Consider the following 14,382-nt stretch of genomic DNA (forward strand, 5'->3'; position numbering starts at 1 on the left):
GGAATAACAATGAAAAAACGCGTAATTGCTTTCTGTATTGCCGGCCTGTTCTCCTCTGCGGCCTTTGCCCTTGCACCTCCGGGAAATGATGCCACCACCAAGCCCGATCTCTATTACCTGACCAACGCCCAGGCCATTGACAGCCTGGCGCTGCTGCCACCGCCGCCGGAAATCGGCAGCATTGCGTTCCTGAACGATCAGGCGATGTATGAGAAAGGCCGCCTGCTGCGCGCCACTGAACGCGGCAAACAGGCGGAAGAAGATGCCAACCTGAGCGGCGGCGGCGTGGCTAACGCTTTCTCCGGCGCGTTTGGCTCGCCAATTACCGAAAAAGATGCGCCGGAACTGCACAAGCTGCTGACCAACATGATTGAGGATGCCGGTGACCTCGCCACGCGCGGCGCAAAAGAAAAGTACATGCGCATCCGCCCGTTCGCCTTCTACGGTGTGCCAACCTGTAACACCAAAGAGCAGGATAAGCTGTCGAAAAATGGCTCTTATCCGTCCGGGCATACCTCAATTGGCTGGGCTACCGCGCTGGTGCTGGCGGAAATCAACCCGCAGCGCCAGAACGAGATCCTGAAACGCGGGTTTGAGCTGGGGCAAAGCCGGGTGATTTGCGGTTACCACTGGCAGAGTGATATTGATGCCGCTCGCGTCGTGGGATCTGCCGTAGTGGCCACGCTGCATACCAACGCTGCCTTCCAGCAGCAGCTGCAGAAATCGAAAGACGAGTTTGCGAAACAGCAGAAGAAATAAGAAATGGAACCTGCCGGGTCAGCGCCCGGCAGGATAATGTCCAATCAGAAGCGAGAAACGAACGCAGAAGTATCCGGGGTGCTGATGGTCGTCGACGCTTTCAACTGCGGCGTGCCCAGGTAAAGGAAGCCCACCACTTTGTCCTGCTCGCGCCCACCCAGTCCTTCGCGCACCAAATCATTTTCAGTCCACGCGCCGCTGCGCCAGATACCGTTAAAGCCCTGGGCCACCGCCGCCATTTGCATCGCCATCACCGCACAGCCTGCGGAAACCACCTGCTCCCACACCGGCACTTTATGATTAGTCTCGCAATGTGCGACCACAGCAATGATTTGCGGGGCGCGGAACGGCGATGTACGCGCCTTTTCAACGCTTTTTTCGTCCATGCCGGCCGCAAGGGCCGCTTTCTCTAAAAGCTGAGCAAAGCGCTCGCGCCCTTCCCCTTCAATAACAATGAAGCGCCACGGCTGGAGCGTACCGTGGTCCGGCGCGCGCATCCCGGCACGCAGAATATTTTCCAGCACTTCACCCGCCGGAGCCGGCTCGGCCAGGCGGGACGCGCTGCGGCGGTTAATCAAAAGTTCAAGTGCATCCATTTAAAAGCCCCTTACTGACATGAAATGACTGGCAAAGCGCGGAGGTTGCCCCAGTCCGTTAAATGATTTTCATTCACAAAATTAACACAGCCGTAGTTTTTGTTACAGCGCCGCCCCGATTTCCTGCTGACATTTCCTCGCCCTCTCTTTAGGATAGCCTTTACTTTCGCCGCTTTAGCCAGCTTCATTGCGGCGTGCGGGTAATACCCCTGTTGAAGGTTATGGAGAAAACATGCGCACCATTGGGCGATTTATTAGCGGCTTTTTTAAGTGGACCTGGCGTCTGCTTAATTTTATTCGGGAATTTATTCTCAACTTGTTCCTTATCCTGCTGATCCTGGTCGGGGTCGGCATCTGGATGCAGGTAAAAAGCACGCCTGCAGAACCCGCGCGCGGGGCGCTGCTGCTGGACATCACCGGCGTGGTAGTGGACAAACCGTCGGTCAGCAATAAGCTGGGCGTGATTGGCCGCCAGCTGGTGGGTGCCAGTTCTGACCGTCTGCAGGAAAATTCCCTGTTCGACATCGTCGACGCCATTCGTCAGGCGAAAGATGACCGCAATATCACCGGCATAGTGCTGGACCTGAAAGATTTCGCCGGAGCCGACCAGCCTTCGATGCAGTACATCGGTAAAGCCCTGCGCGAGTTCCGCGACGGCGGCAAGCCGGTTTATGCCATGGGCGACAGCTACAACCAGAGTCAGTACTACCTGGCAAGCTTTGCCAATAAAATCTGGCTCTCGCCGCAGGGCATGGTTGACCTGCACGGGTTTGCCACCAACGCGCTGTATTACAAAACCCTGCTGGATAAGCTGAAGGTCTCAACGCACGTCTTCCGCGTCGGTACCTATAAATCAGCGGTTGAGCCGTATATCCGCGACGATATGTCCCCTGCCGCGCGGGACGCGGACAGCCGCTGGATTGGCGAGCTGTGGCAAAATTACCTGAACACCATCGCGGCAAACCGCCAGATCACCGCTCAGCAGGCTTTCCCCGGCGCTCAGGCGCTGCTGGATAATCTGCAAAAACTGGGTGGCGACACCGCAAAATATGCGCTGGACAATAAACTCGTGGACGAGCTGGCAAGTAGTGCGACTGTGGACAAAGCGCTGGTGAAGCAGTTCGGCTGGAGCAAAGCCAACAAAGACTTTAGCTACACCAGTATTTACGACTACACCGTGAAAAAACCGTCTGAGCAAGGCGATGCCATCGCGGTGATCTTCGCCAACGGCGCGATCATGGACGGGGAAGAAACCCCGGGCCAGGTCGGCGGCGATACTACGGCCATGCAGATCCGTGAAGCGCGTCTGGATCCGAAGGTGAAAGCCATCGTCTTCCGCGTGAACAGCCCTGGTGGCAGCGTCACTGCGTCCGAAACCATCCGTGAAGAGCTTGTGGCTGCGCGTGAAGCCGGGAAGCCAATTGTGGTTTCCATGGGCGGCATGGCGGCATCCGGCGGGTACTGGATCTCCACCCCGGCGAACTACATCATCGCCAACTCAAGCACGCTGACCGGCTCGATTGGTATTTTCGGTGTCATTAACACCGTAGAAAACACCCTCGACGCGATTGGTGTGCATACCGACGGCGTATCAACGTCGCCGCTGGCCGACGTCGCCGTGACCAAGAAACTGCCGCCTGAAGTACAGCAGATGATGCAGCTCAGCATCGATAACGGCTACAAGCGCTTTATTGGCCTGGTGGCGGCGTCCCGTAAGAAAACGCCAGAGCAAATCGATCAGATTGCTCAGGGCCACGTCTGGACCGGGGAAGATGCCAAAGCCAACGGTCTGGTGGACAGCCTGGGTGACTTTGACGACGCCGTGGCTAAAGCCGCCGAGCTGGCGAAGCTGAAAAGCTGGCATCTGGCGTTCTGGCAGGATGACGCGACCTTCACCGACATGGTCTTTAACGCCATGACCGGCTCGGTACGCGCCGCGCTGCCGCAGGCCATTCAGGCTTACCTGCCAGCGCCACTGGCGGATGCCGCGCTGGCGGTCAAGGCCCAGAATGACAAATTCGGCACCATGAACGATCCGCAAAACCGTTACGCCTTCTGCCTCACCTGCGGCGATGTGCGTTAATTTACTCAAATGAATCAAAGCCCGGTTAAACCGGGCTTTTTTTTTCCGTCATCCTCTCTATACTCTGCCGCAAATATCGAAAGCCTCGAGCAAAACTATGCCAAAGAAATCTATCTACGTTGCCTACACCGGCGGTACTATCGGGATGCAGCGTTCTGAACACGGCTACATTCCTGTTTCCGGCCATCTCCAGCGCCAGCTGGCGATGATGCCTGAATTCCACCGCCCGGAAATGCCGGACTTCACAATCCACGAATACGATCCGCTGATGGACTCTTCGGACATGACACCTGAAGACTGGCAGCACATCGCCGACGACATCAAAGCCCACTACGACGAGTATGACGGCTTCGTGATCCTCCACGGCACGGACACCATGGCGTTTACCGCCTCGGCGCTCTCGTTCATGCTGGAAAACCTCAGCAAGCCGGTGATCGTCACGGGTTCACAGATCCCGCTGGCAGAGCTGCGTTCTGACGGGCAAATCAACCTGCTTAATTCGCTGTACGTGGCGGCCAACTACCCGATCAACGAAGTGACGCTGTTCTTCAACAATCGTCTCTATCGTGGGAACCGCACCACCAAGGCCCATGCCGACGGCTTTGATGCCTTTGCCTCCCCTAACCTTGCGCCGCTGCTGGAAGCCGGGATCCACATCCGCAAGCTGAATACGCCGCCGGCCCCGCACGGTGAAGGCGAGCTGATTGTTCACCCGATCACGCCGCAGCCGATTGGCGTGGTCACCATCTATCCAGGCATTTCTGCCGACGTCGTGGGCAACTTCCTGCGTCAGCCGGTCAAGGCGCTGATCCTGCGTTCTTACGGCGTGGGTAATGCCCCGCAGCAGGGTGCGTTCATTAAAGAGTTGCAGGAAGCTAGCGCGCGCGGCATCGTGGTGGTTAACCTCACGCAGTGTATGTCCGGCAAAGTGAACATGGGCGGCTATGCGACCGGCAACGCGCTGGCGCAGGCTGGCGTTATCAGCGGCTTTGATATGACGGTGGAAGCGACGTTAACCAAGCTTCACTATCTGCTGAGCCAGGGTCTGGATGCCCAGGCGATCCGTGATGCCATGTCGTGCAACCTGCGTGGTGAACTCACCCCCGACGAATAAGGAACGCCAATGGCGCAACGTGCTTTGCTGTTGATTGATTTGCAGAACGATTTTTGTGCCGGTGGCGCGCTCGCCGTCCCGGAAGGTGACAGCACCGTTGAGGTCGCTAACCAGCTTATCGAACTGTTTAACGCCCGCGGTGAAAACGTGGTTGCCACTCAAGACTGGCACCCGGCAAAGCATGGAAGTTTCGCCAGTACGCAAGGCACTGAATCTTTTTCTGAGGGCATGCTCAACGGCCTGGCGCAAACCTGGTGGCCCGATCACTGCATTCAGAACAGCGAAGGGGCGAAACTTCACCCGCTGCTGAAGGCTTCCGGCGTCGATAAGATCGTCTATAAAGGCCAAAATCCAGCTATCGACAGCTACAGCGCGTTTTTCGATAACGGCCACCGGCAGCAAACCGAGCTGGATGCCTGGCTGCGCGAGCACAACATCCGCAGCCTGGTGGTGTTGGGGCTGGCAACGGATTTCTGCGTGAAATTTACCGTGCTGGACGCGCTGGGGCTGGGGTATGAAGTCACCGTCATCACCGATGGCTGTCGCGGCGTGAACCTGCGGCCCCAGAGCAGCCTCGAGGCATTCCAGGAGATGGCGGTTGAAGGCGCCACGCTAATGACCTTCGCCGATTTTACCTGCCAATAATTGTAGGGGCGGCTGCCCGCCCCACACTTTTGTATCGATTCCGCTCACAATCTACGCTTTTTTTGCTCGCCCTCACCTGGGAGCGCTCTCATAATCATATTCAGTGAATTTATTCAGCACGTTAGCTGATTTCGCTTTCCGCCGTTTTCGTCTGTTAAGCGTGGCCGGGGAGCTTTTATGTTGTGCCCGTCAAAGAGGAATCATTATGTCATTCACACGTAAAATGTTACCGCTGGTGGCCGCGGTGACGCTCGCCTGCAGCGGCGTTGCGCAGGCTGAATCTTTGCTTTCCGTGGGTTACTTCAACGGCGGCGGCGACGTCACTGCCGGTCCCGGGGGGGATATCAATAAGCTTGATGTTCGCCAGATTACCCACCTCAATTACTCCTTTGGCCTGATTTATAACGACGAGAAAGGCGAAACCAACGAAGCGCTGAAAGATTCGTCAAAACTGCATCAAATCTATCTTTCCCCAAAAGTTGTCTCCGACCTTGAAACCCTGCCGGCACTGCGGAAACAGAATCCACAGCTGAAAATTTTGCTGTCCGTTGGTGGCTGGGGCGCTCGCGGTTTCTCTGCCGCAGCAGCAACGCCTGAAAACCGCGCGGTGTTTATCCGTTCCGTGCAGGAAGTGATGGACAAATATGGTCTGGATGGGATCGACCTTGACTGGGAGTTCCCGGTAAATGGCGCCTGGGGCCTGGTGGATAAGCTGGACGCCGACCGGGATAATTTCACCGCCCTGCTGAAAGAGTTGCGCAAAGCCGTGGGCGACAAAAAACTGGTCACCATTGCCGTCGGGGCCAATGCCGAAAGCCCGAAAAGCTGGGTTGATGTGAAAGCCATTGCGCCGGTGCTGAACTACATCAACCTGATGACCTACGACATGGCGTACGGTACGCAGTACTTCAACTCGAATCTCTATGATTCTAAAAAATGGCCGACCGTTGCCGAAGCCGACAAGTACAGCGCTGATTTCGTAGTAAATAACTATCTCGCAGCCGGGCTGAAACCAGAGCAGATGAACCTCGGCATCGGCTTCTATGGCCGCGTACCTAAGCGTGCCGTAGAGCCGGGCATTGACTGGTCAAAACCAGACGCGCAGAAAAACCCGGTCACACAGCCCTACTTTGGCGAGCGTGAACTGGAGCTGTTTAAAACCGCGCTGGGCGTGGATCTGACGAAAGACACTTACGTCAAATACAACGACCTGGTGAAGAAAATGCTGAACGACCCGCAGAAGCGCTTCACCGAAGAGTGGGATGACGACGCGAAGGTGCCGTACCTGACGCTGAAATCTGCTGAAGGTAAACCGCTGTTTGCCATTTCCTATGAGAACCCGCGTTCGGTGAAAATCAAAGCCGAATACATCAAGGAGAAGGGGCTGGGCGGCGCGATGTTCTGGGAATATGGCGCGGATGACAACAACCAGCTGGCGAAACAGCTCGCCGAGTCGCTGGGCATCGATCACGCTAAATAGCGGTTAACGCAGAAAAACGAAGGGAGACCAGTGAGTCTCCCTTTTTGTTTACTGCAGCTTCATCGTTACAAACGGCGCAGGCTCGATGCCAAACTCCGCTTTCAGCTGCTGCTTGCTCTTCATCACCATCTGGCCATTGGTGTCGATAGTCATGTGCTGCGCCTCCGTGTTGTGGCGCGCCTGCCACAGCATCACCAGCTGGAGGCTGTTGTCTTTTTGCTCCTGGGTCAGCGCCACGCCATCAGGCCACTTTCCCAGCTCGACCGCGGTCGCCAGGCGCTGATAAATTTCCGGCGTCATCACGCTCAACATCTCATCCAGATTGCTCATTGGGCACCCCGTCGCAGAATAATTAGCTGAATCGATTCTTCAACCCTCAACCTGCTCACCATTTTGCCCGTCGGTGAAGCTCAGCGAGGCCGAGTTAACGCAATACCGCTCCCCGGTCGGCTGCGGGCCATCCGGGAACACATGGCCCAGGTGCGCGTCGCAGCTGCCGCAGCGGATTTCAACGCGTTCCATGCCGTGGGAATTATCGGTCAGATAGCGGATAGCATCGGGGCTGACAGGCTCGTAGAAGCTTGGCCAGCCGCAGCCTGAGTCGTATTTTGTTTCCGAAAGAAACAGCGGGGCCTCACACACCAGGCAGTGATAAATCCCGTCACGCTTATTATGCAGTAAACGCCCTGAATACGGCGGTTCAGTGCCGTGCTTCTGGGTCACGTAGTATTGCATTTCGCTGAGGTTTTTCTTATTTGAATCAGGGGGTAATTGATTAGACATAGGTGTACATCTCGGTCAGTTCAATTGGGACAGCTCACGGCACCATTCTAACAAAAAATTAACAACGCCGTGCTGCTTTTTGTTCTAAACTTAGCCCTGAAATTCTGGCACGGCACAAAGCGTGACGTGAATCACATTATTGTTGGGACTGGCGTTTAAAATCCCCCGCATCGTCCCCATTTGGATTTAAGCCCAAAAGGAAGCGTGAGGCGTTCAGTCGTACAAACCCTGGTCACAGGATTGATTTGTCGCAATGATTGACACGATTCCGCTTGACGCTGCGTAAGGTTTTTGTAATTTTACAGCCAACCTTTTATTCACTAAAAAATAGCTGGTGGAATACTATGACTATCAAAGTAGGTATCAACGGTTTTGGTCGTATCGGCCGTATCGTTTTCCGTGCTGCTCAGGAACGTTCTGACATCGAAATCGTTGCAATCAACGACCTGTTAGACGCTGACTATATGGCTTACATGCTGAAGTACGACTCAACTCACGGTCGTTTCAACGGTACTGTAGAAGTTAAAGACGGCAACCTGGTTGTTAACGGTAAAACTATCCGTGTTACCGCAGAACGTGACCCGGCTAACCTGAAGTGGAACGAAGTGAACGTTGACGTTGTTGCTGAAGCAACGGGTCTGTTCCTGACTGACGAAACCGCTCGTAAGCACATCACTGCTGGCGCGAAAAAAGTTGTTCTGACTGGTCCTTCCAAAGACAACACCCCAATGTTCGTTCGCGGTGCTAACTTTGAAAAATACGCAGGCCAGGACATCGTTTCCAACGCATCCTGCACCACCAACTGCCTGGCTCCACTGGCTAAAGTTATCAACGACAACTTCGGTATCGTTGAAGGCCTGATGACCACCGTTCACGCAACTACCGCTACTCAGAAAACCGTTGATGGCCCGTCTCACAAAGACTGGCGCGGCGGCCGCGGTGCAGCTCAGAACATCATCCCTTCCTCTACCGGTGCTGCTAAAGCTGTAGGCGTTGTACTGCCAGAGCTGAAAGGCAAACTGACTGGTATGGCGTTCCGCGTTCCTACCCCTAACGTGTCCGTTGTTGACCTGACCGTTCGTCTGGAAAAAGCTGCTTCTTACGAAGAAATTAAGAAAGCAATCAAAGCTGCTTCCGAAGGCGCAATGAAAGGCGTTCTGGGCTACACCGAAGATGACGTAGTTTCTACCGACTTCAACGGCGAAGTACTGACTTCCGTGTTCGATGCTAAAGCTGGTATCGCACTGAACGACAACTTTGTGAAACTGGTTTCCTGGTACGACAACGAAACTGGCTACTCCAACAAAGTACTGGATCTGATCGCTCACATCTCCAAATAAGTTAAGATGAGAACCTGATCCTAAAGGGCGACTTCGGTCGCTCTTTTTTTTGCCTCAAATCGCCAGGACTAAGGAAAAAAGAAATGATTAATAAAATTTTTGCACTTCCGGTCGTCGAACAAATTACCCCTGTGCTTACCCGCCGCGTAAACGATGAGCTGGACGTCATCGTCGTTGATCACCCGCAGGTGCGGGCATCTTTCGCACTTCAGGGCGCACACCTGCTCTCCTGGCAGCCTGCCGGTGAAGATGAGGTGCTGTGGCTGAGCGACATCACCCCGTTCCATAAAGGCAAAGCGCTGCGCGGCGGTGTGCCTATTTGCTGGCCGTGGTTTGGCCCGGCGGAGCAACCAGGCCTGCCGGCGCACGGTTTTGCCCGCAACCAGCCGTGGACGCTGAGCGCGCACAATGAAGACGCCAACGGCGTGGTGCTGACCTTTGAGCTGCATAACAATGCCGAGACGCTAAAACTGTGGCCGCATGAATTCACGCTGTATGCCCGCTTCAAGCTGGGCAAAACCTGTGAAATCGAGCTGGAAGCGCACGGTGAGTTCGAAACTAGCTCTGCCCTGCACACCTATTTCAACGTCGGCGACATTGCAGATGTGAAGGTCAGCGGCCTGGGTAATCCGTATATCGATAAAGTGCTGAATGAAGCCCCGGGCCAGTTGACCGACGGCGTACAAACATTCCCTGACCGCACCGATCGTCTCTACCTGGAGCCGGAAGAGTGCAGCGTCATTCATGATGCCAGCCAGTTGAAGCGCACCCTGAACGTGGTTCATCACCATCATTACAACGTGGTGGGCTGGAACCCAGGCCCGGCGCTGTCCGTTTCGATGGGCGATATGCCGGACGACGGCTACAAAACCTTCGTCTGCGTAGAAACCGCCTGCGCATCTAAAAAACAGAAAGCCAGTGCGGAGAAACCTACCCGTCTGAGCCAGACCATCAGCCTGGCGAAGAAAGGCTAAGCGACTTTCACCAGCTTAGGGCAAAGGCCGCCAACCTCTGCCCCATTAAAAAGCAAACGGGGCGCAGGCGCCCCGTTTTAGTGCGCTTATTGCACCAATTAGAAGCTGTAGTTCACGCCCGTCAGCAGCACACCAGTCCAGTTGCTGTCGACCATTGGGCTGTCGGTCACTTCTTTGGACAACCGCATGTAGCGGCCCATACCGAACACGTTCCAGTCTGCGTTTAGCTTGTAGTTAACGGACAGCTCAACGTACGGTGACCAGCTGTTACCCGCGTCGTACTCGTTCAGGCCGCTGCGGTTGGACTCCTTGCCGCTCACGCCATAGTAGTAGTCGTTTTGATTCTTGCTGTCCCACACGACACCAATCCCCGGCGTGACCGTCAGGCTATCCGCGTTGTAGCGGTACAGCCAGGCGGTGTCCCAGGTGATGCCGTTGCTGTTGTTCAGGATATCCCCGGCCAGCACGGTACGCAGGAAGCCATAGTCGGTGTTATGCACCCAGGACAGGCCCGCCATCACGGTAGAATGGCGGTAGTCCAGCGCGCGCATGCTGTCGTAATTGCTGTCTTTCGGCCTGAAATGCAGCGGCGAATAATAGGCAGTTACGGACAGCTTATCGGCCTGGTCATTCCACAAGTAGTAACCCGCGTTGAACCCGCGGAAGTAGAAATTGTCACCTTCATAGCCCAGCAGAGGCGCCGGATAGACGCGGTTCTGGTCACCTTTGTAAGGGTTTGGCGAAACCAGCGCCCCCGCACCGACAGACCATGGGCCCTCTGCGTGCGCAGCGGTAACGGAAGAGGCTAACAGTACGCCTAATGCGAGAATTTTGAATTTGGTCACAATCCTTTCAGTCCTTTAATCAAATAATCAGCGCAGGAAGTGTAACCGCCCTTGGCTCCCATCCCAAATAATTTACTTAGTCACAACCTTCAACCAACTTTTTAGCTTCCCGCAATCAGATGACGGCGGATTTTCAGCTTTATGTCAGCCAGATGAAAGCAAACACTGTCGCTTATCTCAAATACGAAATTTTTAGGATGAGTTATTGATATGTCATTGAAATTGAGCGTTGGCCGTATGCAAGTTTTGCAAATGCCATCTACGCTTTATTTTAGGAAGGTGAAACGCTGAGACGGCGGCGTGAGCGCCCGGTATCAACCTGGCACAAGGGTTGCTGTTCATTTAGCAGACGTCTTCCGGGGAGCCTCTATTACACATACCAACGGCTCTTTAACCTGTGCTAAAAACGAAAGGACGGCATGCCATGAATATATTCGATCACTATCGCCAGCGTTATGAAGCTGCCAAGGACGAAGAGTTCACACTGCAGGAATTTCTTGCTATCTGTAAACAAGATCGCAGTGCCTACGCGAATGCGGCAGAACGGCTATTGACGGCCATTGGTGAGCCAGTGATGGTAGACACTGCCACAGAGCCACGGCTGTCCCGTCTCTTTTCAAACCGGGTGGTTGCCCGTTACCCGGCGTTTGAAGAGTTTTATGGCATGGAAGAGGCTATCGAACAGATCGTGGCCTACCTGAAACACGCGGCTCAGGGGCTGGAAGAGAAGAAACAAATTCTCTATCTGCTGGGGCCGGTGGGCGGCGGTAAATCTTCCCTGGCCGAGCGCCTGAAAGCCTTGATGCAGCGCGTACCTATTTACGTGCTGAGCGCCAACGGCGAGCGTAGCCCGGTCAACGACCATCCGCTGTGCCTGTTTAACCCGCAGGAAGACGCCTCCATTCTGGAAAAAGAATATGGCATCCCTAACCGCTACCTCGGCACCATCATGTCGCCGTGGGCAGCCAAACGCCTGAGCGAATTTGGCGGCGACATCACCAAATTCCGCGTGGTGAAAGTCTGGCCGTCCATTCTGGCGCAGATTGCGATTGCCAAAACCGAACCCGGCGATGAGAACAACCAGGATATTTCTGCGCTGGTCGGTAAAGTGGATATCCGCAAACTGGAACACCACGCGCAAAACGACCCGGATGCTTACGGCTACTCCGGTGCGCTGTGCCGGGCCAACCAGGGCATCATGGAATTTGTGGAGATGTTTAAAGCGCCGATCAAGGTGCTTCACCCGCTGCTGACCGCCACTCAGGAAGGCAACTACAACGGCACGGAAGGCATCTCTGCCCTGCCGTTCAACGGGATTATTCTTGCGCACTCGAACGAATCCGAGTGGGTCACCTTCCGCAATAACAAGAACAACGAGGCCTTCCTTGACCGAGTGTACATCGTCAAGGTGCCTTACTGCCTGCGCATCTCGGAAGAGATCAAAATCTACGAGAAACTGCTCAACCACAGCGAACTGTCCCACGCGCCTTGCGCCCCGGGCACCCTGGAAACGCTTTCTCGTTTCTCCATCCTGTCGCGCCTGAAAGAGCCGGAAAACTCCAGCATCTACTCGAAAATGCGCGTCTATGACGGGGAAAGCCTGAAAGACACCGACCCGAAAGCCAAGTCCTACCAGGAATACCGGGACTACGCCGGGGTCGATGAAGGCATGAACGGGCTCTCGACGCGCTTCGCCTTTAAAATCCTCTCCCGCGTGTTCAACTTTGACCACGTTGAAGTGGCGGCGAACCCGGTTCACCTGTTCTACGTGCTGGAGCAACAAATCGAGCGCGAGCAGTTCCCGCAGGATCAGGCCGAGAAATATCTGGAATACCTGAAAGGCTACCTGATTCCGAAATATGCGGAATTTATCGGCAAAGAGATCCAGACCGCTTATCTCGAGTCCTACTCAGAGTACGGGCAGAACATTTTTGACCGGTATGTCACCTACGCTGATTTCTGGATTCAGGATCAGGAGTACCGCGACCCGGATACCGGCCAGCTGTTTGACCGGGAATCTCTGAACGCGGAACTGGAGAAAATTGAAAAACCGGCCGGCATCAGCAACCCGAAAGATTTCCGTAACGAAATCGTCAACTTTGTGCTGCGTGCCCGGGCCAATAATAATGGTCGCAACCCAAACTGGACCAGCTACGAGAAGCTGCGCACGGTTATCGAGAAGAAAATGTTCTCGAATACCGAAGAGCTGCTGCCCGTTATCTCGTTCAACGCCAAAACCTCTACCGACGAACAGAAGAAACACGATGATTTTGTCGATCGGATGATGGAGAAAGGCTACACCCGCAAGCAGGTTCGCCTGCTGTGTGAATGGTATCTGCGGGTCCGTAAGTCTTCTTAAGGGAGTTTCCTGCAGGTCACGCCGGGCGGCGTGACCTGTTTGCGCACCTGGCATAAGCAGTTGGGGGAACTATGGCCTACTTCATAGACAGGCGGCTTAACGGCAAAAACAAGAGCGCGGTCAACCGCCAGCGCTTCTTGCGCCGCTATAAGGCGCAGATCAAACAGTCGATTTCCGGGGCCATCAACAAGCGTTCGGTGACCGACGTGGACAGCGGCGAGTCCGTGTCCATCCCCATTGAGGATATCAACGAACCGATGTTTCATCAGGGTCGCGGTGGTCTGCGTCACCGCGTCCATCCCGGCAACGACCACTTTGTACAAAATGATCGCATTGAGCGCCCGCAAGGCGGAGGCGGCGGCGGTGGAAGCGGCCAGGGTCAGGCGAGCCAGGACGGCGAAGGTCAGGATGAATTCGTCTTCCAGATTTCCAAAGATGAATATCTCGACTTACTGTTCGAGGATCTGGCGCTGCCGAACCTGAAGCGCAACCAGCACCGGCAGATCACCGAATTTAAATCCCATCGCGCCGGTTTCACCTCGAACGGCGTCCCGGCCAACATCAGCGTCGTTCGCTCGCTGCAAAACTCGCTGGCGCGGCGCACGGCGATGAGCGCAGGTAAACGCCGCTTGCTGCACGAACTCGAAGAGACCCTCGACACCGTCAGCCGCAGCGAACCCGCTCAGCTGCTGGAAGAGGAGCGTCTGCGGAAAGAGATTGCAGAGCTGCGGGAAAAAATTGCCCGCGTGCCGTTTATCGACACCTTCGATCTCCGCTACAAGAATTACGAGAAACGCCCGGAACCTTCCAGCCAGGCGGTAATGTTCTGCCTGATGGACGTCTCCGGTTCGATGGACCAGGCGACAAAAGACATGGCCAAGCGCTTTTATATCCTGCTCTATCTGTTCCTGAGCCGGACCTATAAAAACGTGGAGGTGGTTTATATTCGCCACCATACCCAGGCGAAAGAGGTGGACGAACACGAGTTCTTTTACTCACAGGAAACCGGTGGGACCATTGTTTCCAGCGCCTTGAAGCTGATGGATGAAGTGGTGCAGGAGCGGTACGATCCGGCGCAGTGGAACATCTACGCCGCGCAGGCTTCGGACGGTGATAACTGGGCAGACGACTCGCCGCTGTGTCATGAGATCCTGGCGAAAAAACTGCTGCCGGTGGTGCGCTACTACAGCTACATCGAAATCACCCGCCGGGCGCACCAGACCCTGTGGCGCGAGTACGAAAATCTGCAGGCCACCTTCGATAACTTCGCGATGCAGCACATTCGCGACCAGGATGATATTTATCCTGTGTTCCGGGAACTGTTCCAGAAACAGACTTCAGACTCTCATAGCTAATAAAATCAGTATGTTATAAGATAAAAACCTGTTGCCAAACGGATTCAAT

The 14,382-nt window shown here is 55.0% G+C and carries 13 protein-coding genes; 9 read left to right on the forward strand and 4 right to left on the reverse strand.

Annotation, left to right across the window (positions count from 1 at the left end; translation table 11 throughout):
* The first annotated feature begins 9 nt into the window (after positions 1-9).
* On the forward strand, positions 10-759 hold the full coding sequence (gene phoC / locus F3J28_RS08425; protein ID WP_166874942.1) for an acid phosphatase PhoC: 750 nt from the start codon (positions 10-12) through the stop codon (positions 757-759).
* Positions 760-803: 44 nt separating this feature from the next.
* Here phoC and F3J28_RS08430 read toward each other — a convergent pair whose 3' ends face one another.
* On the reverse strand, positions 804-1,355 hold the full coding sequence (locus F3J28_RS08430; protein ID WP_166874945.1) for an NAD(P)H nitroreductase: 552 nt from the start codon (positions 1,353-1,355) through the stop codon (positions 804-806).
* A gap of 232 nt (positions 1,356-1,587) precedes the next feature.
* Here F3J28_RS08430 and sppA point away from each other — a divergent pair, with 232 nt between their 5' ends.
* The 4 genes from sppA (at position 1,588) to chiD (ending at position 6,677) form a co-directional block, all read left to right on the forward strand.
* A complete protein-coding gene (gene sppA, locus F3J28_RS08435; protein ID WP_166874948.1) occupies positions 1,588-3,438 on the forward strand; it encodes a signal peptide peptidase SppA in 1,851 nt (616 codons plus the stop codon).
* Between the two features lie 97 nt (positions 3,439-3,535).
* Complete coding sequence (gene ansA / locus F3J28_RS08440; protein WP_008456661.1) at positions 3,536-4,552, forward strand: asparaginase; 1,017 nt, start codon at positions 3,536-3,538, stop codon at positions 4,550-4,552.
* 9 nt (positions 4,553-4,561) lie between these two features.
* Positions 4,562-5,197, forward strand: a complete 636-nt coding sequence (gene pncA, locus F3J28_RS08445) for a bifunctional nicotinamidase/pyrazinamidase (protein WP_166874951.1) — start codon at positions 4,562-4,564, stop codon at positions 5,195-5,197.
* 205 nt (positions 5,198-5,402) lie between these two features.
* The gene (chiD, locus tag F3J28_RS08450; RefSeq protein WP_166874955.1) at positions 5,403-6,677 is read left to right on the forward strand and encodes a chitinase ChiD; all 1,275 of its coding nucleotides are present in this window, start codon (positions 5,403-5,405) and stop codon (positions 6,675-6,677) included.
* A 48-nt stretch (positions 6,678-6,725) separates the two neighbouring features.
* Here the strand turns inward: chiD and F3J28_RS08455 are convergent, their stop codons facing one another.
* On the reverse strand, positions 6,726-7,007 hold the full coding sequence (locus F3J28_RS08455) for a YeaC family protein (RefSeq protein WP_008456664.1): 282 nt from the start codon (positions 7,005-7,007) through the stop codon (positions 6,726-6,728).
* A gap of 39 nt (positions 7,008-7,046) precedes the next feature.
* Positions 7,047-7,460, reverse strand: coding sequence for a peptide-methionine (R)-S-oxide reductase MsrB (gene msrB, locus F3J28_RS08460; protein WP_008456665.1), 414 nt, complete (start codon positions 7,458-7,460; stop codon positions 7,047-7,049).
* 344 nt (positions 7,461-7,804) lie between these two features.
* Here msrB and gapA point away from each other — a divergent pair, with 344 nt between their 5' ends.
* Positions 7,805-8,800, forward strand: a complete 996-nt coding sequence (gene gapA, locus F3J28_RS08465; RefSeq protein WP_008456666.1) for a glyceraldehyde-3-phosphate dehydrogenase — start codon at positions 7,805-7,807, stop codon at positions 8,798-8,800.
* A gap of 83 nt (positions 8,801-8,883) precedes the next feature.
* The gene (locus F3J28_RS08470) at positions 8,884-9,774 is read left to right on the forward strand and encodes a D-hexose-6-phosphate mutarotase (RefSeq protein WP_166874958.1); all 891 of its coding nucleotides are present in this window, start codon (positions 8,884-8,886) and stop codon (positions 9,772-9,774) included.
* 98 nt (positions 9,775-9,872) lie between these two features.
* Here F3J28_RS08470 and F3J28_RS08475 read toward each other — a convergent pair whose 3' ends face one another.
* Complete coding sequence (locus F3J28_RS08475) at positions 9,873-10,619, reverse strand: MipA/OmpV family protein (RefSeq protein WP_166865198.1); 747 nt, start codon at positions 10,617-10,619, stop codon at positions 9,873-9,875.
* Positions 10,620-11,043: 424 nt separating this feature from the next.
* On the opposite strand from F3J28_RS08475, the gene yeaG reads away from it, so the two are divergent.
* Both yeaG and F3J28_RS08485 read left to right on the forward strand, forming a co-directional pair.
* Complete coding sequence (yeaG, locus tag F3J28_RS08480) at positions 11,044-12,978, forward strand: protein kinase YeaG (RefSeq protein ID WP_008456669.1); 1,935 nt, start codon at positions 11,044-11,046, stop codon at positions 12,976-12,978.
* A 71-nt stretch (positions 12,979-13,049) separates the two neighbouring features.
* Positions 13,050-14,333, forward strand: coding sequence for a YeaH/YhbH family protein (locus F3J28_RS08485; RefSeq protein WP_039302141.1), 1,284 nt, complete (start codon positions 13,050-13,052; stop codon positions 14,331-14,333).
* The last annotated feature ends 49 nt before the right edge of the window (positions 14,334-14,382 follow it).

The organism is Enterobacter sp. Ap-1006, from assembly GCF_011752835.1.
GTDB lineage: Bacteria > Pseudomonadota > Gammaproteobacteria > Enterobacterales > Enterobacteriaceae > Cedecea.

Coding starts and splice junctions, on each gene's coding strand:
- phoC (WP_166874942.1), top strand. CDS start 10: ATGAAAAAACGCGTAATTGCTTTCTGTATTGCCGGCCTGTTCTCCTCT.
- F3J28_RS08455 (WP_008456664.1), bottom strand. CDS start 7,007: ATGAGCAATCTGGATGAGATGTTGAGCGTGATGACGCCGGAAATTTAT.
- gapA (WP_008456666.1), top strand. CDS start 7,805: ATGACTATCAAAGTAGGTATCAACGGTTTTGGTCGTATCGGCCGTATC.
- F3J28_RS08470 (WP_166874958.1), top strand. CDS start 8,884: ATGATTAATAAAATTTTTGCACTTCCGGTCGTCGAACAAATTACCCCT.
- pncA (WP_166874951.1), top strand. CDS start 4,562: ATGGCGCAACGTGCTTTGCTGTTGATTGATTTGCAGAACGATTTTTGT.
- sppA (WP_166874948.1), top strand. CDS start 1,588: ATGCGCACCATTGGGCGATTTATTAGCGGCTTTTTTAAGTGGACCTGG.
- F3J28_RS08430 (WP_166874945.1), bottom strand. CDS start 1,355: ATGGATGCACTTGAACTTTTGATTAACCGCCGCAGCGCGTCCCGCCTG.
- yeaG (WP_008456669.1), top strand. CDS start 11,044: ATGAATATATTCGATCACTATCGCCAGCGTTATGAAGCTGCCAAGGAC.
- msrB (WP_008456665.1), bottom strand. CDS start 7,460: ATGTCTAATCAATTACCCCCTGATTCAAATAAGAAAAACCTCAGCGAA.
- chiD (WP_166874955.1), top strand. CDS start 5,403: ATGTCATTCACACGTAAAATGTTACCGCTGGTGGCCGCGGTGACGCTC.
- F3J28_RS08485 (WP_039302141.1), top strand. CDS start 13,050: ATGGCCTACTTCATAGACAGGCGGCTTAACGGCAAAAACAAGAGCGCG.
- ansA (WP_008456661.1), top strand. CDS start 3,536: ATGCCAAAGAAATCTATCTACGTTGCCTACACCGGCGGTACTATCGGG.